Here is a 21,761-nt window from a genome sequence, read left to right as displayed (position 1 = left end):
AAATGGTAGCGCTAACATGGGGAGGGATAGACGTGGCCAAGTCTACGTTCGCGCAAATTTCATCGGATTCCGACGGTAACCGCTGGGTTCGCAATGCCTTGCGGGGCGGCGCGTCGCTGCTTGCCGTCAGCTGTTTGCTGGCTTCGGGCGCGGCCTACGCACAGGACGATTCGTCGAACACCGACACCGAGGCCGAGAGTGCCGACGCGTCGGGCAATGTCATCATCGTCACCGGCATTCGCCAGTCTCTGGCCAACTCGCAGGACATCAAGCGCGATTCCGACACGGTCGTCGACGCGATCACCGCTGAAGACATCGGCGCGCTGCCCGACCGGTCGGTCACCGAAGCGCTGCAGCGCGTCCCCGGCGTCGCCATCAACCGCTTCGCTGGTTCGAACGACCCCGACCACTTCTCGGTCGAAGGTTCGGGCGTCGTCGTTCGCGGCCTGAACTTCGTCCGCTCCGAATTCAACGGCCGCACCGCTTTCGCGGCCGGCGTCGGCGGCCAGGCGCTGAACTTTGCCGACGTTCCGTCCGAACTGCTCGGCTCGGTCATCATCAACAAGAACTCGACCGCGGAAATGATCGAAGGCGGCCTTGCCGGCACGGTCAACCTCAACACCCGCAAGCCGTTCGACAAGGATGGCTTCCACATCGCGTTCAGTGCGGAGGCCAACTACGGCGACCTGCGCAAGGAATGGACGCCGACGATTTCGGGCCTGATCAGCAACACCTGGGATACCGATTCGGGCCGCTTCGGCATCCTCGTCAGCGGCGCCTTCTCGCAGATCAAGAGCCGTTCGGACGGCCTGCAGATCGCCAACTACCAGAATCGCGATGGCGTGGCCGTGGCTGCGGCCAACACCGGCGGCGGCACTATCATCTGCCGCAATCCGCTGCCCTCCGGGGCCGACACGATGACGCTGCCCCCGGGTGGCGCCGCCTGCGGCAATTTCGGTACTGGCGGTGCCGACGGCTTCGCCGACTACGCCGACTTGCGCGTGGCGCCGGTGGGTGGCCAGTTCCGCACCCAGGAATTCAACCGCAAGCGTGACGGTTTTGCCGCTTCGGCGCAGTGGGAAAGCCTCGACGAGGGAACCCGTGTCACCGCGGAATACATCCGCTCGCACACCACCAACGCCTGGGGTGAGTACACCTACGAAACCGCGCCCGACCTAGCGGAATATTCGACCTATCCGCTCGGCTGCCAGCAGAACGGTAATGGTCCGCCGAACTCGAATGGCGACGCAACAACTCGCGCCCAGTGCCCGGTCGGCGGATTCGAAGACTATGTCTACGATTCGAACGGCCTGTTCCAGTCGGGTTACATCGTCAACGCCACCAACGGCTGGCGCGGCAATCCGGGAACTTCGCCTTACGTTGCGATAGGCGGCCTGCAGCAGTCGCTCGCCCGCCGGCAGGTGCTGGATGAAGTCCTCAACCAGGAATTCGGGCTCAATGTGCGCTCGAAGCTGACTGACCAGCTGACCCTCGAGGTCGACGGGCAATATGCCAAGTCGCACAAGGAAAACCTCGACTTCAGCGTGTTCGGGTCGATCTTCGCCGACCAGGAGCTGGACATCTCGGGCAAGTACCCGACCGTCATTCCGCACAAGCCGCAGTTCCTCGGCTACACCTGGTCCACGCCGGGTGCCGATCTCGCCAACGCGACTGAAACGGAATACTTCACCGACCCGCGTTTCCAGTTCTGGCGTGCGGCGATGGATCACATCGAAAACAGCACCGGCGACCAGTATGCCCTCAAAGCTGACCTGGCTTACGAATTCGACGATGACTCGTTTATTCGTCGGATCAAGGGCGGCGCTCGCTATCAGGATCGCGACCAGACGGTTCGCTACACGACCTACAACTGGGGCATGCTTAGCGAAACCTGGTCTGGCGACCGTCCGGTCAACTTCGAGGACACCGGAACGGCAAGTTCGTCGCGCTACGAGTTCCCGAACTTCTTCCGCGGCAAGGTCCCCGGACCTCCGGGAGGCTTCTACTACAACGGCAGCCTGACCGGTGATTACGACGGGACAGTCGCTTACTTCCAGTCGGTCCAGGACATGGCTCGCGCGCTTGGTGCCAGCCCGTCGTGGAACCCGCTGGCCCTGCGCAATCAGGGCACAGCCGGCGCTGCTAACGCCGACGGCTTCATACCTGCGGACATCCAGCCCGTCGGGCAGAAGGACACGTCAGCCTACATCATGGCCACCTTTGGTTCTGATGACGCACTCGGCGACGTCCGCTTCTCGGGCAACATCGGCGTGCGCTACGTCGACACCAGCGTGACTTCCGAAGGTTCGCTCGGCGTTCCGAGCCAGCAGGCCCTGAACATCGTTAATCCGTACAGCGTGCGTTGTGCGGCGGTGGTGCCTCCGGGCGCACCCCCGGGAACGCCGCCGTCGGTTCCGGGCGGTGTGTGCACCCTCGGCCCGGCGGGGTACGCCGACCTGCAGACTTTCGCTACGGGCGTCACCGCGACTGACGTCGCCAAGGCGAACTACAACTACTGGCTGCCTAGCCTTAACCTGAAGTTCGCTCTCGACGAGGACAAGATCTTGCGCTTTGCAGCATCGAAAGTGCTGACTCGGCCGGACAACTCGTACATCCGCAACTTCCTGACGATCGGTCTGGGGACCAGCGGCGAGTTGACGGCGCAGACGGGCAATCCGTACATCCGCCCGGCAACTGCCTGGCAGTTCGACGCGAGCTTCGAATGGTACTTCGCCCAGGTCGGCTCGCTGACGTTCAACGCTTTCTACAAGGCGGTAGACAACTTCTTCTACCAGAACGTCTTCACGCGCGACGTGACCAGCAACGGTATCACCCAGCAGGTGTTCGTTCGTGGGCCGGACAACTTCGACGGCACCGGCAAGATCAAGGGCTTCGAGCTGGCCTACCAGCAGACCTACGACTTCCTGCCGGAACCGTTCGACGGCCTCGGCATGCAGGCGAACTACACCTACATCGAGAGCAAGGGTCTGCCGAACACGTTCCTCAACGGCGGCAATATCCCGAACAACTCGACTGTGGCGCCGGGTAACCTGCCGCTCGAACAGCTGTCGAAGCACAACTTCAACGTAACGGCGTTCTACGAGAAGGGGCCGATTTCGCTGCGCGCAGCGTACAACTGGCGCTCACGCTTCCTGCTTACCGCATCGGACGTGATCTTCCCGTACTACTCGATCTTCAATGAACCGACGGGCCAGTTGGACGCGTCTATCTTCTTCAACCTGAGCAGCACCTTTGACCTGCCTGGCGATATCAAGCTCGGCGTCCAGGGTGTGAACCTGCTCAACGAGGTGACCAAGACGACCCAGTCCTACACCGGAGACCCCGGTGACCTGGCTCCGCGGTCCTACTTCATGAACGACCGCCGGTTCTCGTTCGTCCTACGCGGCAATTTCTGAACTCCCAACAGGGATTGCCAAACTTCAAGGCCGCCGCTCCCAGGAGCGGCGGCCTTTTCGTTTGCCGGATTGTGAATTGCCCTGCTGGCAGGGTGGCCGGTTAGGGAACGGTCGGGAACTCGTCAGGCAGCGGCGGCAAAGGATTCGGCCAGCGCGGTACGCAGCGGCTTGGGCCGGTAGTCCGAACCGTAGGGGGTGCCGCGCACCTCGAGATCGTCGTCGCGCGGTGCGAAGCCCTGCAGCCAGTTGAAGCGGTCGACCATTCCCCAGGCGAGGATGTCGGACAGTTCCTTGTATTCCAGCATGAGGTCGAAATAGCGCCTGGTGAAATCGGCCACGCGCTCGTCGCGCAGTGCGATGTCGCCAGGCAGCGCCTTGTCCTTCACGTCGAACTCGGTGATCAGCAGCTTGTAGCCCATGCCGACCACCTCATCGAGGAAGCGCCGCCATCCGGCTTCGTCGTATGGTCCGACGCCGGAGCTGGGGTCGATCGAGAACATCTCGATATGCGACTGGATGCCCAGCGCATCGACCGGGACGTTGCGCTTGCGCAGGCCCTCGAGGAAGCGGAGCACACCGGCGCAGTGGTTGCGATGGTCGGGCTCCCAGCTCATGTAGTCGTTGTAGACCAACTGCGCGTCGGGCAGCTGCTCGCGCGCGGTGTGGAAGGCGAGGTCCACTACGGCTTCGCTCGATCCCATCGCACGGCTGAGGCTGGTCTGTTCCAGCCCTGTGCCGTCGGTCAGCACGGTCTCGTTGACCACGTCGTAGCTGTGGATCACGCCGCGATAGCGGTCGGTCACGGTGCGGATGTGGGTGGTGAGCAGCCGCTCGGCCTCGCGCACCGGATTGGCGCCGAAGTCGTAGTCGTTGAGCCACTTGGGCGACCACTTGGTGCGGTGCCACAGGAGGGTATGGCCGCGTATCGCGAGGCTGTTCGCCTTCGCCCAGGCGACGATCGCGTCCAGACGTGCGAAATCGAAGGTCTCCGGGCCGGGGCGGGTGGCCTGCCACTTCAGCTCGTTTTCGGGCACGACCACCCCGCATTCGCCGGCAAGGATGGCCGTGTAGGCGGGGTTGTCGATCCCGCCGCCGCGGCCGCGGCCGATGCAGCTGCCGAAACGGCGGCCCGAGCGCCGGGCGAGGGCATCGAGCGAGGGGCCCGGGACCTGCGCGAGGCTGGCGGCATCGCCGCCGCTGGTGGACATCGTCGTGCAGCCGGCCAGCGGGATTGTGGCCGCGATCCCGGCGAGGGCTTCTCTGCGAGTCAGTTCAAAGGTCATTGGTCTTCCGTCAGCGGCGCCGGTTCCATGCGCGGTACCAGCAAGTGTATAACAGCCAGTGCGATCAGGTAACCGAGGCCCGCGTAGATGACGATGGGCAGGTAGGATCCCGTCAGTTCGAGCGTCCAGCCGGTCGCCTGGGCGATCAGGATACCGCCGATGGCACCGGCGAGCCCGCCCATGCCGGCGACCGTCGCCACGGCGCGGCGCGGGTAGAGATCGGAAATCATCGCGAAGATGTTCGATGAGAACGCCTGGTGCCCCGCCGTCCCGAGGCCGATCAGCATGACCACCAACGCGGTGTTGTCGATGCTCGTCACGCTGACGAGGGGCAGGGCACAAAGGGCGGCGACGAAGAGTGTCGTCTTGCGCGCCGCGTTCACGCTCCAGCCGCGCTTGATCAGGTGCGAGGACAGCCAGCCGCCGGCGATCGAGCCGACGTCGGCGAGCAAGTAGACCCCGATCAACGCCGGGCCGATCGTCGCCAGCAGGCCGCTGTCGCCGGTCGGGAAGAGGTTGAGCCCCTGGGTGCGCGAGAAAAAGTCGGGCAGCCAGAACAGGAACAGGTACCACACCGGGTCGGTGAAGAACTTGCCGCAGATGAAGTACCATGCCTGCCGCTGGCGCAGCGCCTGGCCCCATGAGAGCGGCTTGCCGGCGGGATCTTCGCCATCCTGCTCGATGTAGGCAAGTTCCTCGGCAGTGACCTTGGGGTGCTCGCGCGGGACGCGGAAGAACAGCAGCCATGCGGCGAGCAGGACGAAGCCCATCAGGCCGGTGACGATGAACGCCGCGCGCCAGCCGTAGAGCCCTGCGACCATGATGCCGACGATGGGCGTGCACAAGACGCCGACGTTGGCCCCGGCGTTCAGGATGCCTACACCGAGCGCCCGCTCGCGGCGCGGGAACCACTCGGCGACCGATTTGACGGTGCCGGGATAGGCCGCGCTCTCGGCTAGCCCGAGCGCCATGCGCGCGAGGATGAAGCCGAGGACTGTGCGCGCCGCGGCATGGAAGCAGGCGGCGAGGCTCCACAGGCCGATGGCTATGGCCATGCCCTTGCGCGTCCCGATCCGGTCGAGCCAGCGGCCGACGACCAGCAGGCCGAGCCCGTAGCTGGCCTGGAAAGCGGTGACGATATTGCCGTAATCGACCTCGCTCCAGCCCATGTCCTTTTCGATGATTGGCTTCAGGACCCCGATCACCTGCCGGTCGATGTAGTTGATGGTGATGACGAAGAAGAGCAGCGCGCAGATCGCCCAGCGATAGCGCCCTGCCGGCGTGGCTGCAGCGGCGCTGCTCATGCCACCACGAACCCGGAGCTCTTGAGGCTGGCCGAGCTGTTCCCGACATGCACCGCGACCGGCCCGGGCCCGTTGACCTCGTTCATCGCGCGGTCCCAGTAGGCAAGGTGTGCAGGCGTGAGCGTGAAGCGCACCGTCCGGCTCTCACCGGGCTGCAGCGTGACGCGTTCGAAGCCCTTGAGCAGCAGGACCGGCTGGGTCACCGGCACATCGGTGCGGGTGATGTAGAGCTGGACCACTTCGTCGCCGGCGCGCGAGCCGGTGTTGCTCACCGTCGCCTCGACCTCGACCGACTGGTCCGCCGAAACCTCGGTGGCCGAGAGACGCGGTTCGGAAATTTCGAACGACGTGTAGCTCAGCCCGTGCCCGAACGGGAACAGCGGCGCGACGTCGTCGAACAGGTAGCCCCGCCGGCTCGACGGCTTGCGGTTGTAGAACAGCGGGACCTGCCCGACGTCGCGGACCACGCTGACCGGCAGCTTGGCGCCCGGGTTGATCTTGCCGAGCAGGGCCTCGGCGATGGCCGTGCCGCCCTCCTGCCCGGAGTACCAGCATTCGAGCACCGCGTCGGCCTTGGCGACGACGTTGGGCCAGCTCGGCGGCCGGCCGTTGATCGCGCAGACCACCAGCGGCTTGCCGAGCGCGGCGAGGGCATCGACCAGTTCGTTCTGCTCGCCGACGATGTCGAGGTCGTCGCGGTCGCCGAGGTGGGTCACGGCGAAGCCTTCGCGGCTGGTCTGCTCGGTATCGCCGATGGCCAGCACGATGGTGTCGGCGGTCTTCGCCACGCTCACCGCCTGGTCGATCAGTTGCAGGTTGCGATCGCGCGAGAACAGCTCGATCGGATCGACCGAGCGGTCGTCGCTCACCGTAATGAAGACGCCCTGCGCACCGACGAATTCGGATTGCGGCGCGACCTGCCGCAGGCCCTCGATCAGCGTCACCGCCTGTTTGGGCACGCTCGAATAGCCGCCGAAGCGGACGATGGCGTGGTTGGGCCCGATCACCGCGACCTTGCCCATCCTTGCCGGGTCGAGCGGCAGGGCGCCGTTGTTGGTCAGCAGGCACAGGCTCTTGCGAGCAGCTTCGAGCGCTAGCGTGCGGCCGGCTTGGTCGCCTGTGATAGCTTCGGTGCGGTCCGCGTCGCCGCAGGGATTCTCGAACAGCCCGGCGCGCATCTTGAAGGTCAGCATGCGGGCGCAGGCCCGGTCGATCAGCGCTACGTCCACCGTCCCCGCCGCGACCTGGTCGGCCAGCGTCAGGAAGGCCTGCCCCTCGGGCAGTTCACTGTCGACCCCGGCGGCAAGCGCCATGCGCGCGGCCTCGGCATCGTCGGCGGCGACATGGTGCAGCTCTTTCAGCTGGTCGACGCCGTTGTAGTCACTCGAAATGATCCCGTCGAAGCCCCATTCACCGCGCAGGATCTTGCCAAGCAGCCAGATGTTCGAATGGCTCGGAATGCCATCGATCTCGTTGTAACTCGGCATGACCGCGCCGATCGAGGTGCGTTCGACCACGGCGCGGAACGGCGGGAAGAAGTTCTCGCGCAGGTCTCGCTCGGAGACGCCCGCCGGGCCTGCGTTGGTGCCGCTGTCGGGCTGCCCGTGGCCGGTCATGTGCTTCAGGGTCGCGAAGATCTTGTTCGGGGCGAGTTTCTCGAACTTGCCAGGACCCTGCAGACCTTCGACCGTCGCCACGGACATTTCGCCCACGAGGTACGGGTCCTCGCCGAAGGTTTCCTCGATGCGTCCCCAGCGCGGGTCGCGCACGATGTCGACCACCGGACTCAGCGTGTAGAACACGCCGCGGGCGCGCATTTCGTCGGCGATCTTGGAATGAACCCGTCGCATCAGTTCCGGATCGAATGTTCCCGCCATGGCGATGGCCTGCGGGAACGAGGTCGCATCGGTCGCCATGTAGCCGTGCAGCGATTCCTCGTGGAGTAGCACCGGGATCCCCAGCCGGGTGTCCTCAAGCGCCCACTTCTGCAGCGCGTTGATGAACTCGACGGTCTGGCGCGGCGTGCGCCAGCGATCGCGCGATCCGCCCGAGGCCTGGCCGACACCGGGTGTGCCGCGCTTGTCCGATGGACGCCCGAGCGCCCCGATACCGTCCGGAAAGTTGACGCTGGCCTTGGCGGGATCGAAGAACAGGCCGCTGAGCATGCCGTCCTTACCAGCCCAGACGCCGCGAATCTGGGCGATCTTTTCCGCCAGCGTCATCCGCGCCAAAAGGTCGGCGACGCGCGCCGGGATCGGCGCCTTCGCGTTCTTGTAGAGCGGAGCCCTGTCCTGCGCGAAGGCCATGGGGGCCTGCGCCACGGCGAGGGCCGAGGCGCTACCGCCGGCGAGCAGCTTCAGCGCGCCGCGCCGCGCGAGCGGCCGGCTCACGGGGTCACCGTCAGGGTGACGCTCTTGAGGTCCCGCGAATTGGGGCCTGACATGATGGTGAATTCGCCCGGTTCGACCACGCGCTTCATCTCGCGGTTCCAGAGCGAGAGGCTGTCGGGACGGATGGCGATATCCACCGTCCTGGTCTCGCCTGGCTGCAGGGTCACGCGCTGGAACCCGGCGAGCTCCTTTACCGGCCTGGTGACGCTGCTGACCTCGTCGCGCAGGTAGACCTGCACGACTTCGTCACCGGCCACCTTGCCGGTGTTGGTCACCGGAATGCGGACGCTGACGCCCTCTCCAGGCTTGATCGCCGCGGCGGAAAGCACCGGGTCGCCGATCTCGAAGGTCGTGTAGCTGAGGCCGTAACCGAACGGGTAGAGCGGCGTCACGTCGCTGAACAGGTAGCCGCGCCGTGCGCTCGGCTTGGCATCGTAGAACACCGGCACCTGGCCGACGTTGCGCGCGACCGTCACCGGCAACTTGCCGCCGGGATTGACCTTGCCGAATAGGGCATCGGCGATGGCGTTTCCGCCTTCCTCGCCGGCATACCAGGCCTCGAGGATCGCATCGGCCTCGGCGGCGATCGTCGGGTAGCTCGGCGGCCGTCCGTTCACCAGGACGGCCACGATCGGCTTGCCGAGGGCCTTGAGCGCGGTGAACAGCTCGTTCTGCTCGCCGACCAGGTCGAGATCGCTGCGGTCGCCGAGGTGATCGTCGCCCCAGCCTTCGCGGCTGGTCTGCTCGGTGTCGCCGATGAACAGGAGGATCGTGTCGGCGCCCTTGGCCACCTCGACCGCCTCGGCGATGCGCTTGCGGTTCTCCGCCGGATCGCCCAGCGTCACCTTGTCTTGCCACCAGTCGTCGTTCTCGGTGATGACGACGCCCTGCGAGGTGACGATCTTGGCCCGCTGTCCGACCAGCGCGCGAATTCCGGCCAGCGGAGAAACCTTGCTGCGCGGGATTCCATAGTAGCCTCCGAGCCGGGCGACGTCGGCGTTGGGGCCGATGACCGCGATGGTCGGCTTGGCGCCCGAAGCGGGCAGCGCCAGCGGCAGCACGCCATCGTTCTTGAGCAGGACCAGCGACTTTTCCGCGGTCTTGCGGGCCAGCGCGCGGCCTTCGGCTCCGCCCGAGGCTTGCGCCTTCTTGAGGTCGGTGACGAAGGGCTGTTCGAACAGACCCGAATTGAACTTCATGGTCAGGATGCGGGTGATCGCCTCGTCGATAGCGCCCTGGCTGACCATTCCGTTGCGCACCTGCTCGAGCAGGGTCGAATAGGCGATGCCGCTGGGGAGATCGACGTCGACGCCGGCGTCTAGCGCGAAGCGGGCGGCCTCGGGAACGTCCGCCGCCATTCTATGGCGAGAGGCCATTTCCTCGATCGCGTAGTAATCGGACACGATGGCGCCCTGATAGCCCCACTCGCCGCGCAGCACGTCGTGCAGCAGCCAGCGGTTGGAGTGGCTCGGGATACCGTCGATCTCGTTGTAGCTGGCCATGACGGCGTCGATGCCCGTCCGCTTCACCACCTGTTCGAACGGCGGGAAGAAGAACTCGCGCAGCGTCCGCTCGCCGATCGGGGCCGGTCCGATGTTGGTGCCGCTTTCCGGCTGACCGTGGCCGGTCATGTGCTTCAGAGTCGCCATGACCTTGCCCTGCGCAAGCTTGCGGCCGGTGCCGACACCCTGGAGGCCTTCGACCGCGGCAACACCCAGTTCGCCGACCAGGTAGGGATCCTCGCCGAAGGTTTCCTCGATACGGCCCCAGCGCGGATCGCGGGCCACGTCGACCACGGGCGAGAGCACGTGGAAGACGCCGCGGGCGCGCACTTCACCGGCGATCTGCGAATTGACTTCGCGAACTAGGTCCGGGTCCCAGGTCGAGGCGATGCCGATCGACATCGGGTAGCTGGTGGCATCGCGCGCCGCGAGGCCGTGCAGCGATTCCTCGTGGAACATGACCGGGATGCCGAGCCGCGTGCCTTCGCGGGCCCACTTCTGCACCGCGTTGACGTAGGCGACGCTCTCTTCGATCGATCGCTGCGGGTTTTCGCGCAGGCTTCCGGGGCCGGTCTTGTCGGAGGGGCGGGCGAAGAAGCCGAGCCCGTCGGGATACTTGGCGCGGGCCTTGACCGGATCAAACGTGGTGTCGTCGTGCTGGATCTGGGGCTTGTCGTTCCAGATGGTGATCATCTGGCCGATCTTTTCCTCCAGCGTCATCCGCGCGAGGAGGTCGGCGACGCGCTGTTCGGTCGGCAGCGAGGCGTTCCAGTAGGGCGCATCGGCCATTGGCTTCGCCGCCGAGGTCGCGGCGTTCTGCGCCGCGAGCGGAGTTGCTGCAAAACCCGTCAAAGCAATGCATGCAATACCTGCGGCCAGCGCGGCGGCCTTGGTTCGGCCCTTCATAGAAACTCTCCCGTCGCGCCGCATCTTGACTGCGCGGTCCCAAATGATAGCGCTACCATGATTATGGGGAGAGGGCTTGTCAATCGCCTCTTGGCGCTGCTGGCGGCGTTTGCCGCATTGGCCCTGCCGGGTATGGCGAGGGCCGAGGACGGCTACGACCTGTGGCTGCGTTACGCCCCGCTGGATGACGGCATGGCGGCAGACGATGCCGCTGCACTGGGGCCGGTAACCTCCGCTTCGGCACCGACCCCGACCATCATTGCCGCCCGTAGCGAACTGGAGCGCGGGCTGGCCGAATTGCTCGACGGGCATGAGCCGGCCGGACGCGGAATCGTGCTGGGGTTGGCGCGCGATCTCGATGGTGCCGCGGCACGCGAGGCGGCGACGCTCGAAGGCCAGCCGGCGGGCGCCTATCGCATCGCGCGGCTCGCTGATGGCCGTATCCTGATTGCCGCGCAGGACGATATTGGGCTGCTCTACGGCGCTTTCGCGTTCCTGCGGCATCTTGGCGCCGGAGAGCCGGTGAGCACGATCGACGACATTTCCGCTCCAGCATTTTCACTGCGAATAATCGACCACTGGGGCAACCCCAGCGGGTTGGTCGAGCGCGGCTATTCCGGAAGGTCGATCTTCGACTGGTGGCACCTGCCCGACCGTCTCGATCCGAGGATGATCGACTATGCCCGCGCCGAGGCTTCGATCGGCATCAACGGTGTGGTGGTCAACAACGTCAACGCCAAGGCCTACGTGCTCGAGCCGCGCTACATCGCCAAGCTCAGGCGGCTGGCCGACGCCTGGCGGCCCTACGGTATCCGCGTCTACCTGACCGCGCGCTTCTCGGCGCCGATGGAACTCGGCGCGACCGGCACCGCCGACCCGCTCGACCCGGCCGTGCGCCAGTGGTGGAAGGACAAGGCGGACGAAATCTACGCCGCGATCCCCGACTTCGGCGGCTTCCTCGTCAAGGCCAACTCCGAAGGCCAGCCCGGACCGCAGGACTACGGGCGCACCCATGCCGACGGGGCCAACATGATGGCCGCTGCGCTGGGCGACCGGGGTGTCGTCCTGTGGCGCGCCTTCGTTTACTCGGCCGAGGATTCGACCGACCGCGCCAAACAGGCCTACAACGAATTCGTGCCGCTCGACGGCAAGTTTGCCGACAACGTGATCCTGCAGGTCAAGAACGGACCGGTGGACTTCCAGCCGCGCGAGCCGTTCCACCCGATGTTCGGGGCGATGCCGCACACGAAGCTGATGCTCGAAGGACAGATCACCAAGGAATACCTCGGTTTTGCTACCCACCTCGCGTTCCTCGCGCCGCTGTGGAAGGAGGTCATCACAGCCGATACCGGTCACGGCGGGGTCGTGGCGCAGAACCTCGTCGGCATGGCGGGCGTCGCCAACACCGGATCGGACCGCAACTGGTCCGGTTCGCACTTCGACCAGGCCAATTGGTATGCTTTCGGCCGCCTCGCCTGGGACCCGCGCATGAGCAGCGGCAACATCGCGCAGGAATGGGCCGCGCAGACCTTCAGCCGCGATCCGGGTTTCCTTGCAGAGGTCGTGCCGATGATGCTCGGCAGCCGACAGGCGGTGGTCGATTACATGACCCCGCTGGGCCTCGCGCACCAGATGGGCACCGGCCACCATTACGGCCCCGCGCCTTGGATCTGCGACCTCGCCCGACCCGAGTGGAACCCGTGCTATTACAGCAAGGCCGACGCGGGCGGCATCGGCTTCGACCGCACCGCCACCGGCAGCGACGCGTTGGCGCAGTACGCTCCCACGGTCGCTGCTCAGTGGCGCGATCCGAAGGCGATGGACGAGGACTACCTGCTTTGGTTCCACCATCTGCCGTGGGACTTCAAGACGCAGTCGGGCCGCGCCCTGTGGCCCGAGCTCGTGCATCGCTATGATCGCGGTGTTGCCGAAGTCGACGCCATGGCCGCGACCTGGGCAAGCCTCGCGCCAAACGTTGATGAACAGCGGTTCGAGGACACTTCCGAATTCCTCGCCATCCAGCAGCGGGAGGCGCGCTGGTGGCGCGATGCGTCGATTGCCTACTGGCAGTCGGTCAACCACCTGCCGCTGCCCGAAGGAGCCGCGCCGCCCGCGCATTCGCTCGACTGGTACGAGGCGCTCAGCTTCCCCGATGCTCCGGCCGATTGACGTGCTCAAAAAAAGCCCTTTTGCTGCACCTGCACGCGCCCTAAGGACCTCGCAATGAGCAAGGGCAAAAGCGACGGGGCAGCGCGCAAGATCGGCCGGCGGCACAAGGGTGCGCCGACGATCGCCGATGTGGCGCGCCTCGCAAGCTGTTCGCCGATGACCGTGAGCCGCGTCATCAATGGCGAGGCGAGCGTGCGCGAGGAAACCCGCAGCGCGGTTCTCGAAGCGATCCGCCAGCTCAACTACGCCCCCAACCGCGCGGCACGCAGCCTTGCCGGCGGCGAGCAGTTGCGCGTGGCCCTGCTGTTCGACAACCCGTCGGCCTCCTACCTCAGCGAATTCCTCATGGGCGCGCTCGCGGAATCGAGCCGCGGCGACATCCACCTCGAAGTGCAGAGCTGCGAGACAGTGGCCGATGCCATGATGCTGATGCGCAAGCTGGCCGAAGGCGGTATCCAGGGCTTCATCCTCCCGCCGCCGCTGTGCGATGACCAGAGCGTGCTCGACCTCGTCGGCGAGCTCGGCGCGGTCGCCGTCGCGGTCGGACCGGGCAAGGCCAGCGGGTCCGACGCCGCGGTGATGATCGACGACTTCCGCGCCGCCTACGACATGACCAAGCACATCATCGACCTTGGCCATACGCGCATCGGCTTCATCATCGGCAATCCCGAACAGGTCGCCAGCGGACGGCGCCTCAACGGCTACCGCGCCGCGCTCGAGGATGCCGGAATCGAGGTCGCCGACGAACTCATCGTCCAGGGCCGCTTCACCTATCGCTCCGGCCTCGACGCTGCCGAACGCCTGCTCGCCGCCAAGCCGCGGCCGACGGCGATCTTCGCCTCGAACGACGACATGGCCGCGGCCGTGGTGGCCATGGCGCATCGCCGCCACCTCGACGTGCCCAACGACATCTCCGTCTGCGGCTTCGACGACACCGACATGGCGCGAACGATCTGGCCCGAGCTGACCACGATCCGCCAGCCGATCCGGGAAATGACCGCCTGGGCCGTCAACGCAATCGCCCGCATCGTGCGGGCGCGGCGTTCGGGCGAGCGCCCCAAGCCCGAGCATTCGACGCTTCCCTACACACTGGTGCGCCGGGAATCCGACGCCGCTCCGAGCCTCGCGGCGCAGCACAGCAGCCGCACCGAAGCGCGATGAGCGGGGACGAAAAGCCGCCGCGCCTGCGTTCGCGCGACTGGTTCGACAACGCCGAGCGCTGGGACCAGACGGCGCTCTACCTCGAGCGGTTCATGAACTACGGCGTCACGCCGGAGGAACTGCGCAGCGGCAAGCCGATCATCGGCATAGCCCAGTCGGGCAGCGACCTCAGCCCCTGCAACCGCATCCACCTCGAACTGGCCAAGCGGACCCGCGACGGCATTCGCGACGCCGGCGGAATCCCGATCGAGTTTCCGGTCCATCCGATCTTCGAGAACTGCCGCCGTCCGACCGCCGCGCTCGACCGCAACTTGCTCTACCTCGGCCTCGTCGAACTGCTCAACGGCTACCCCATCGACGGTGTCGTGCTGACCACGGGCTGCGACAAGACCACGCCGAGCCAGATCATGGCGGCCTCCACCGTCGACATCCCGGCCATCGTCCTCAGCGGCGGCCCGATGCTCGACGGCTGGCACGAGGGCGAACTGGTAGGTTCGGGCACGGTCATCTGGCGCAGCCGCCGCAAGCTGGCCGCGGGCGAGATCGACGAGGCAGAATTCCTCGACCGGGCGACGAGCAGCGCGCCGAGCGCCGGGCACTGCAATTCGATGGGCACCGCCAGCACGATGAACGCCGTGGCCGAAGCGCTCGGTATGTCGCTGACCGGCTGCGCGGCTATCCCGGCGCCCTATCGCGAGCGCGGGCAGTACGCCTACCGCACCGGCCGCCGCATCGTCGAAATGGTGCTCGAAGACCTGCGCCCGAGCAATATCCTGACCCGCGAGGCGTTCCTAAATGCCATCGCCGCGGTCAGCGTGATCGGCGGATCGTCCAACGCCCAGCCGCACATCGTGGCGATGGCGCGCCATGCCGGCGTCGAACTCGAGCCGGACGTCTGGCAGCAGCACGGCTACGTCCTGCCGCTGCTGGTCAACATGCAGCCTGCGGGCAAGTACCTCGGCGAGCGGTTCCACCGCGCCGGGGGCGTTCCCGCGGCAATGTGGGAACTGCTGCAAGCCGGAAGGCTGAACGGCGATTGCCTGACCTGCACCGGGCAGTCGATGGCCGAAAACCTCGGCGGCCATGAGAGCCACGACCGCGAGATGATCCGCCCGTTCGGCGATCCGCTGATGGATCGGGCCGGGTTCCTCGTCCTTTCGGGCAACATGTTCGACTTCGGCATCCTCAAGACCTCGGTCATCTCCGACGAGTTTCGCCAGCGTTACCTGTCGCGGCCCGGAGCCGAGGGCGTGTTCGAGGGCCGGGCGATCGTGTTCGACGGGTCCGACGACTATCACCACCGGATCAACGATCCCGAGCTCGGCATCGACGAGAATTCGATCCTCGTCATGCGCGGCTCCGGCGTGATTGGCTGGCCCGGCAGCGCCGAGGTGGTCAACATGCAGCCGCCCGACGCGCTGATCCGGCGCGGGGTCATGTGGCTGCCGACGCTCGGCGACGGACGCCAGTCGGGCACCAGCGACAGCCCCTCGATCCTTAACTGCTCGCCTGAGAGCGCCGTGGGCGGTGGCCTCGCCTGGCTGCGCAACGGCGATGCGATCCGCATCGACCTCAACGCCGGGACCTGCAACGCGCTGGTCGACGCCGCCGAGATCGCCCGCCGCCTTGCCGATGAGCCGCCTCCGCCCGTTCCGGAATCGCAGACCCCGTGGGAAGAGCTGTTCCGCGAGAAGACCGGCCAGCTCGGCGAGGGCGGGGTGATGGAGATAGCGCTCAAGTATCGCGGCACCTCGAAGAAGCTCCCGCGCCACAACCACTGAGCGGGCCGCGGCAGATCAGTCCGCCGAAATCCACATCGTCATCGTCGCCGAACAGCCCGGCGGAAGGGCCGTCATCGCCGCGACATCCCGGTTGAGCGCGTCGGGCGGGTGGCTGACGGGTTCGAGGCACAGCGCGCTGCCGTCGGTAGGCGCATAGAGATGCAGGCCGGAAGCACCGCGCGCGGTCACGGTGATGGTGCCGAGATCGTCCTCGATCGTCACTACGCCGTCCCATCCGGTGAAACAGTGATCGACCAGCGTCGAGGGCAGGAGGGTGCCGGCTTGCCAGTTGGCGAAATGGTCGGGAGCGGCGATCCTGCCGGTCGGGATCAAGGCATCGTCGACTTCGACCATTCCGCTGGATGCGAAGCGCACGCGGGTTTCCGGCCGACGGCGGAAATAGGGATGGAAGCCGAGGCCGCAGGGCATGACTTCGTCCGAACGGTTCGTAACGTCCATGCTCAGCGCCAGCCCGCGCGCTCCGAGGCGAACGCGCTGCTGCGCCTCGTAGGCCCAGGGCCATTCATCCGCATCATGGCGATGATCCAGCCCGCACTTGAAGTCGGCTTTGCTGGCCATGTGCCAGGCACTTTCCCATCCGAAACCGTGGAGGCTGCTCGTTTCCGGAGCGAAGTTCTGCGGCAGACGAACCTCGCGACCCTGCCACGCAAACCGGCCACCGGCAATGCGGTTGCAGTAGGGGACGAGCGGAAAGCAGGCGGCATCGAGCGGGCTGGTGCTGCTTTCCGGCATTGTCCGCAGCACCTCAACGCCGCCCTTGCGCAGGGCCGAAAGCGAACCGCCGATTTCGGGACGCAGCTCCGCTTCCCAGTCGCCCGCGCGGAGTGTCAGCGTCACTGGGTTATCGGCAGCTCGAAGCCCGGCACCGGTAGCGCTCGCGCGTCGTAGGTATTGACCACCGGGCTATCCGCCCAGCCGTAGCGGACACGCGTCGCGGGCTTGCCATCGGCTGGAATCAGGAAAGTGTCCTGCCTTGCGATAGCGTTGGCCCAGCGGCAACTTTCCTGCGTCTCGCCGCACAGTTCCACCGCGAGCGGATAGGGCCCGCTCCACGCGGAGAGCCCGCCTTCGACGCCGGAGAAGCTGACGGTGATCGTGCTACCTTCAAGCTTCGCGCCTTCGGGCATTGGCAGTGGCGTGCCTTCGGCGGCGAGCGCGAGCCGGCGGCCGAGTTCGACCTTGTTCGACGGGTGAATGTCGCGCCAATCGCCGATGTCGATCGCCGTGGCGAGCGCGGCGTTGGGATCGGCCTCGACCGCGTCGAGCTCCTTTTGCCTGATTTCGGCCCAGCCGCTGGCGACCGGTTCACTGGCGGTGGGCCCATAGTTGGCGAGCTGCACGACCAGCATCCGCATGTCCGCGCCGAACTGCCGCCGCCATCCGGCAAAAAGCTCGCGCAACCGGTCCTCATAGCCGGGAAGGCCGACGTCGCTTTCGCCCTGGTACCAGGCAGCGCCCTTCATCGCATAACGGCCGATCGGCGCGATCATGCGGTTGTGCATCACGCCGATACCCGCGTTGGCATCCCATGGCGCGCGCGGCGGCTGTTCGCCGATCAGCCCGTCCGAATATTGCCAGGCGCCGAGCGGGATCGTCGCTCCGCCGGTGGGCGTGAAGTAGAGCCGGTCGGCACCGCTCTGCATGCCGCCGCCGCCCCACGAGTTGCTGCCCGCAAAGACGATCTCGTTATGCCCCGGCTTCAGGAACTCGGCCGGGATGCGATATTTGCGCTCGGTGCTCCAGCCATGGTTGATGCCTACCGGATGGCCATTGACCCAGGTCGCGTCGAGGTCGTCGATTATGCCGATGTTGAGCTCGCCACCTGCCTTTGCCTGCTCGGCAGTGAGCTCGAGCGCGTGGCGGAACCAGACGGTATCGACCACGGCAGGGGCGCCGTCGCCCCAGTCGGTCCACGGGGCGATAGCCGGGACCGGCTTCCATTGCAGCGCATCGGGATCGTTCCACGGCTCGTTGCCTTTGGCCCCGCGCCACCAGGCTTCCCATTTGGGCGCGAAAGTCGTCACGGCGGCGAGCGGGTCTTTCCCGTATTCCTCTAGCAGCGCCATCTGGTCGGTGCCGTAAAGCGCGCGACCGGCTTCGGGCGTGACCCAGGCGCGGATCTGCGAGCCGCCCCAGCTCGAATGGACTGCGCCCTGCGGAATACCGGTCGCGGTGCGCAGGTCCTTGAGCATGTAGTAACAGGCGGCAGAGAAGCTGCCTGTCGTCTCGCGTGAGGCCTTTTGCCATTCGACCTTGCCGCTGAATTCCTTGACCGGCCGCGCGGCGGTATCGAGCGGCACGGTCAGCATGCGCAACAGCGGGTCGGCGCTCACCTGAATATTGTTGTAGCCGTTTAGCCCGGCAGCGACCGTGAAGGCCATGTTCGACTGGCCCGAACAAAGCCAGACGTCGCCGACGAGCAGGTCGGATACGATCGTCGAGCTGCCGTCGGCACCGTTCACGGTGAGGGCAACAGGATCGCTCGATGCGGCGCGCGCTGGGAAGGTGAGGGCGAATGTGCCGTCCTTCGCCGCGGTCGCAGTTGCCGTCGCCGTGCCGAGCGTGGCGCTGAGCTTTTCGCCCGGCGCGGCGGTCCCTTCGACCACCACGGGGCGGTCGCGCTGGATCACTGCGTGGTCGGTCCACACGGGCGTGAGCACCGGCGCGGCGCTGGCCGCCCCGGCAGTTGCGAGAGCGGCGAGCGCCAGTCCGGTTCGTATCATCCGAGTTTCACCTTGGGTGTCGCGAAACCCGCCACGGGGCTGTCGAAGGACAGCAGGTTGCCCGCCGCCGGGAACTTGGGCGCGTCGGCCGGTTCGAGGTTCTTGGTCGCGGTCGTTACGTAGGCGGTTCTGAAGTCCGCCCCGCCGAGCGCCATCTTCGTGATGTCGCGCGCCGGCAGCTTCACCGACGCGACCAGCTTGCCGTCGGGCGAATAGCGGGCGACGTGCGAGCCGAAGTAGAGGCCGGTCCAGACATGGTCCTCGACATCGACGATCGGGCCGTCGGGATAGGCGTCGGGGAAGTCCACCGAGGTGTCGACGAAGGGCCGCGCCTCGCCGACGCCGCTCGCGGACAGGTCCGCGACCAAGATCTTTTTCGCAACCGTGTCGGTGAAATAGATTCGGTCGCCCGAGCCGCTCACCGCGGGACCGTTGGTGATCGAGATTCCGCTGGGACCCGCCTGGCGGATTTCACCCTTGTCGAAGACGTAGAAATTGCCGCTCGCGTGCTCTTCGGCGTCGTCCATCGATCCGAGCCAGACGCGGCCCCACGGGTCGGAGCAGGCGTCGTTGAGGCGGTTGCCTGCGGGTTCGCCGGGCACGGCCATCAGCCTCTCGAATTTCTGGTGCGCCGGATCGAAGGTGTAGAGCCCGTCCTTGAGGCCGCACAGCAACAGGCCGCCTTCGGCCGGGAGCGCCCAGCCGATCTGGCCCGGCGCCTCGGCACTGGCGTTGCTTCCGGTCGCGGGGTCGAAGTGCCAGAGCAGGTGGCGCTTGATGTCGACGAACCAGACGAGCTGGCGGTCGGCGTCCCACAGTGCGCCTTCGCCCAGCTTGAAGCCGGGCTTCAGGACCTCGCGAACTTCGGCGTTTATCTCCATCCGGCATCGACCCAGTAGTTGTGACCCGTGCAATAGCGGGCATCGTCGCTGGCGAGAAACAAAGCCATCGCGGCAATGTCGACCGGCTGGATGCGCCCGTCGAGGCATTGCTGGGCGACGATCTCCGCCTCGCCCTCCGGCGTGTACCACTTCATCTGCCGCGGCGTCTGCACGTTGCCGGGGATGATCGCGTTGACGCGGATGTTCTCGCGCCCGAATTCGCGCGCCAGGCTGCGGGTCAGGCCTTCGATGGCCGCCTTGGCAGTCTGGTAAAGCGTGAGCTCGGGCAGGGCGAGGTGCCACGAGATCGAGCCGAGGTTGATGATCGACCCGCCCCCGGCCTTGACCATGTGCGGATGCACGGCCTTGGCGGCGAAGAACTGGTGCTTGAGGTTCACCGCCATGCGATCGTCCCAGTATTCTGGCGTGACCTGCTCGACGCTGTGACGGTCGTCGTTGGCGGCATTGTTGACCAGCACGTCGCACCCGCCGAGGCGGTCGGCGAGCTTGTTCACCTTGGCGCTGTAGTCGGCGCAGTCGGTGATGTCGCAGTTGAGGAAGTACGGCTGGATCGGCGCATCGGCCAGTCGCGCGACCAGAGCCTCGCTGGCGTCGGTCATCACGTCGACGAACGCCACGGCCGCGCCCTGGCGCACGAAGCCCTCGACGATCCCCTCGCCGATGCCGCTGCCGCCCCCGCTCACGATAACGCGCTTTCCGGCGAGGCTGGGATAAACAGCCATGGTCGACGCCGGTTGCATTACACCTTCGGCCAAGTGCTCAATCCCCCGTGTAAACTGTCTTGATCTGCGTGTAGAATTCGACCGCCGCAAAGCCCTGCTCGCGCGGCCCGTAGCTCGAGCCTCGCGTGCCGCCGAACGGAACGTGATAGTCGACACCGGCCGTGGGCAGGTTGACCATCACCATCCCGGCGCGGACGTTCTTGCGGAAGTCGCGGATCTTCGCGGCGTCGTTCGAGACGATGCCGCTGGAGAGCCCGAAATCGCCCATGTTGGCGACGGCAAGCGCCTCTTCGTAGTTCTTGACCCGCACCGTCGAGACGACTGGCCCGAACACTTCCTCGCAGTTGATGCGCATGTCGGGATTGGTGTCGGCGATCAGCGTCGGCTGCATGAAGTAGCCGGGCGTTTCGGCATCGACCTTGCCGCCGCCAGCGGCCAGGCGGCCCCCTTCGCCGGTGGCGATGTCGACATAGCGCAGGTTCTGTTCGAACTGGCTGTCGCTCGAGGCCGGGCCGACCTGCGTCCCTTCGGCCAGCGCCGGGCCGACCTTGATGCTTTTGGCCCGTTCCGCCAACGCGGCAACGAACCTGTCGTGGATGGCATCTTCGACGATGACTCGGCTCGACGCCGTGCAGCGCTGGCCGGTCTGGAAGAAGCCGCCGTCGGCAGCAATAGCCACGGCCTTGTCGAGGTCGGCGTCGGCCAGAACGACCAACGGGTTCTTCCCCCCCATTTCGAGCTGAACCCTCGCATGGCGCGCGACCGCCGCCTGAGCGACTTGCGACCCTACGCCTTGCGAGCCGGTGAAGCTGATTGCGGCCACGTCGGGATGATCGACGAGGGCCCGGCCGACACCGCCACGGCCGAGAACGAGATTGAACACGCCCGGCGGAATTCCCGCCTGGTCGAGCACCTCGGTCAGCGCCGCAGCGATCGCCGAAGTGATGTTCGCGGGCTTGAGCACCACGGTATTGCCAAAGGCCAGCGCCGGGGCGGCCTTCCACACCGGGATGGCGATCGGGAAGTTCCACGGGGTGATCAGGCCGACCACGCCGAGTGCTTCGCGATAGGTCGCGACATCGAGGCCGGGACGGGTCGATTCGAGCGTCTGGCCATGGCGGCGAAGCGCTTCGCCCGCAAAATACCGCAAGATGCGCGCGGCGCGCAGCGTCTCGCCGATGCCTTCGGCACGCGTCTTGCCTTCCTCGCGGGCGAGCAGTTCGCCGATCTCCGCCGAGCGGGCGAACAGTGCCTCGCCGGCCTTGTGGAGCACGTCGCTACGTACTTCGGGCGATGCGCTCGCCCAGCCGGGCTGCGCTTCCTTGGCTGCCGCTACGGCACTGGCGACTTCAGCGTCGCCGCCGTCGGGAAAACGGGCGACGACATCGTCGGTGTTCGAGGGGTTGCGGCTTTCGAGCGCTCCATCAGCGCCGGTCCATTGCCCGCCGATGTAATGGCCGAGAGTCTGGGTATCCATGGTA

The 21,761-nt window shown here is 66.4% G+C and carries 13 protein-coding genes; 4 read left to right on the top strand and 9 right to left on the bottom strand.

The annotated features are described in order from the left end of the window. Positions 1-32 precede the first annotated feature (32 nt). Positions 33-3,416: a TonB-dependent receptor gene (locus tag GRI89_RS11560; RefSeq protein WP_328598223.1), complete on the top strand. Its 3,384-nt coding sequence runs from the start codon at positions 33-35 to the stop codon at positions 3,414-3,416. Positions 3,417-3,538: 122 nt separating this feature from the next. Here GRI89_RS11560 and GRI89_RS11555 read toward each other — a convergent pair whose 3' ends face one another. The 4 genes from GRI89_RS11555 to GRI89_RS11540 form a co-directional block, all read right to left on the bottom strand. Next, positions 3,539-4,699, bottom strand: a complete 1,161-nt coding sequence (locus tag GRI89_RS11555; RefSeq protein WP_159795528.1) for an endo-1,4-beta-xylanase — start codon at positions 4,697-4,699, stop codon at positions 3,539-3,541. Then, on the bottom strand, positions 4,696-6,003 hold the full coding sequence (locus tag GRI89_RS11550) for an MFS transporter (RefSeq protein WP_159795525.1): 1,308 nt from the start codon (positions 6,001-6,003) through the stop codon (positions 4,696-4,698). Before GRI89_RS11550 ends, GRI89_RS11555 begins: the two co-directional genes overlap by 4 nt. Next, entirely contained in the window at positions 6,000-8,309 is a 2,310-nt protein-coding gene (locus tag GRI89_RS11545) for a glycoside hydrolase family 3 N-terminal domain-containing protein (protein WP_159795571.1), read from the bottom strand. Before GRI89_RS11545 ends, GRI89_RS11550 begins: the two co-directional genes overlap by 4 nt. An 80-nt stretch (positions 8,310-8,389) precedes the next feature. Beyond that, positions 8,390-10,801 carry a glycoside hydrolase family 3 N-terminal domain-containing protein gene (locus tag GRI89_RS11540; protein WP_159795522.1) on the bottom strand — a complete coding sequence of 804 codons (2,412 nt, stop codon included), beginning with the start codon at positions 10,799-10,801 and terminating at the stop codon, positions 8,390-8,392. Between the two features lie 63 nt (positions 10,802-10,864). Between GRI89_RS11540 and GRI89_RS11535 the strand changes: the two genes are divergently transcribed. The 3 genes from GRI89_RS11535 to GRI89_RS11525 are packed head-to-tail and all read left to right on the top strand — an operon-like array spanning position 10,865 to position 15,912. After that, positions 10,865-12,970 (top strand): alpha-glucuronidase family glycosyl hydrolase, encoded by a 2,106-nt coding sequence (locus GRI89_RS11535; protein ID WP_159795519.1) that lies wholly within the window; start codon positions 10,865-10,867, stop codon positions 12,968-12,970. Positions 12,971-13,024: 54 nt separating this feature from the next. After that, positions 13,025-14,131: a LacI family DNA-binding transcriptional regulator gene (locus GRI89_RS11530; RefSeq protein ID WP_159795516.1), complete on the top strand. Its 1,107-nt coding sequence runs from the start codon at positions 13,025-13,027 to the stop codon at positions 14,129-14,131. Further along, complete coding sequence (locus GRI89_RS11525; RefSeq protein ID WP_159795513.1) at positions 14,128-15,912, top strand: IlvD/Edd family dehydratase; 1,785 nt, start codon at positions 14,128-14,130, stop codon at positions 15,910-15,912. Before GRI89_RS11530 ends, GRI89_RS11525 begins: the two co-directional genes overlap by 4 nt. Positions 15,913-15,927: 15 nt before the next feature. Here GRI89_RS11525 and GRI89_RS11520 read toward each other — a convergent pair whose 3' ends face one another. From GRI89_RS11520 to GRI89_RS11500, 5 genes are read right to left on the bottom strand one after another with little or no spacing between them, the layout of a single operon-like run. Then, a complete protein-coding gene (locus GRI89_RS11520) occupies positions 15,928-16,770 on the bottom strand; it encodes an aldose 1-epimerase (RefSeq protein ID WP_159795510.1) in 843 nt (280 codons plus the stop codon). Next, complete coding sequence (locus GRI89_RS11515; RefSeq protein ID WP_159795507.1) at positions 16,767-18,656, bottom strand: sialate O-acetylesterase; 1,890 nt, start codon at positions 18,654-18,656, stop codon at positions 16,767-16,769. The genes GRI89_RS11520 and GRI89_RS11515 overlap by 4 nt, the downstream gene beginning before the upstream one ends. Then, on the bottom strand, positions 18,653-19,537 hold the full coding sequence (locus tag GRI89_RS11510) for an SMP-30/gluconolactonase/LRE family protein (protein WP_159795505.1): 885 nt from the start codon (positions 19,535-19,537) through the stop codon (positions 18,653-18,655). The genes GRI89_RS11515 and GRI89_RS11510 overlap by 4 nt, the downstream gene beginning before the upstream one ends. Then, on the bottom strand, positions 19,528-20,280 hold the full coding sequence (locus GRI89_RS11505) for an SDR family NAD(P)-dependent oxidoreductase (protein WP_328598222.1): 753 nt from the start codon (positions 20,278-20,280) through the stop codon (positions 19,528-19,530). The genes GRI89_RS11510 and GRI89_RS11505 overlap by 10 nt, the downstream gene beginning before the upstream one ends. A gap of 37 nt (positions 20,281-20,317) precedes the next feature. Further along, the gene (locus GRI89_RS11500) at positions 20,318-21,757 is read right to left on the bottom strand and encodes an aldehyde dehydrogenase family protein (RefSeq protein ID WP_159795499.1); all 1,440 of its coding nucleotides are present in this window, start codon (positions 21,755-21,757) and stop codon (positions 20,318-20,320) included. Between the last annotated feature and the right edge of the window lie 4 nt (positions 21,758-21,761).

Source organism: Croceibacterium salegens, assembly GCF_009827435.1.
Taxonomy (GTDB): Bacteria; Pseudomonadota; Alphaproteobacteria; order Sphingomonadales; family Sphingomonadaceae; genus Croceibacterium_B; species Croceibacterium_B salegens.
This window is presented reverse-complemented; position numbering and strand designations above follow the sequence as displayed.

What these genes read in the sequence shown, in the direction of transcription:
- GRI89_RS11555 (WP_159795528.1), bottom strand. Translation starts at nt 4,699, where the DNA reads ATGACCTTTGAACTGACTCGCAGAGAAGCCCTCGCCGGGATCGCGGCC.
- GRI89_RS11550 (WP_159795525.1), bottom strand. Translation starts at nt 6,003, where the DNA reads ATGAGCAGCGCCGCTGCAGCCACGCCGGCAGGGCGCTATCGCTGGGCG.
- GRI89_RS11545 (WP_159795571.1), bottom strand. Translation starts at nt 8,309, where the DNA reads ATGGCCTTCGCGCAGGACAGGGCTCCGCTCTACAAGAACGCGAAGGCG.
- GRI89_RS11540 (WP_159795522.1), bottom strand. Translation starts at nt 10,801, where the DNA reads ATGAAGGGCCGAACCAAGGCCGCCGCGCTGGCCGCAGGTATTGCATGC.
- GRI89_RS11535 (WP_159795519.1), top strand. Translation starts at nt 10,865, where the DNA reads ATGGGGAGAGGGCTTGTCAATCGCCTCTTGGCGCTGCTGGCGGCGTTT.
- GRI89_RS11530 (WP_159795516.1), top strand. Translation starts at nt 13,025, where the DNA reads ATGAGCAAGGGCAAAAGCGACGGGGCAGCGCGCAAGATCGGCCGGCGG.
- GRI89_RS11525 (WP_159795513.1), top strand. Translation starts at nt 14,128, where the DNA reads ATGAGCGGGGACGAAAAGCCGCCGCGCCTGCGTTCGCGCGACTGGTTC.
- GRI89_RS11515 (WP_159795507.1), bottom strand. Translation starts at nt 18,656, where the DNA reads ATGATACGAACCGGACTGGCGCTCGCCGCTCTCGCAACTGCCGGGGCG.
- GRI89_RS11510 (WP_159795505.1), bottom strand. Translation starts at nt 19,537, where the DNA reads ATGGAGATAAACGCCGAAGTTCGCGAGGTCCTGAAGCCCGGCTTCAAG.
- GRI89_RS11505 (WP_328598222.1), bottom strand. Translation starts at nt 20,280, where the DNA reads ATGGCTGTTTATCCCAGCCTCGCCGGAAAGCGCGTTATCGTGAGCGGG.
- GRI89_RS11500 (WP_159795499.1), bottom strand. Translation starts at nt 21,757, where the DNA reads ATGGATACCCAGACTCTCGGCCATTACATCGGCGGGCAATGGACCGGC.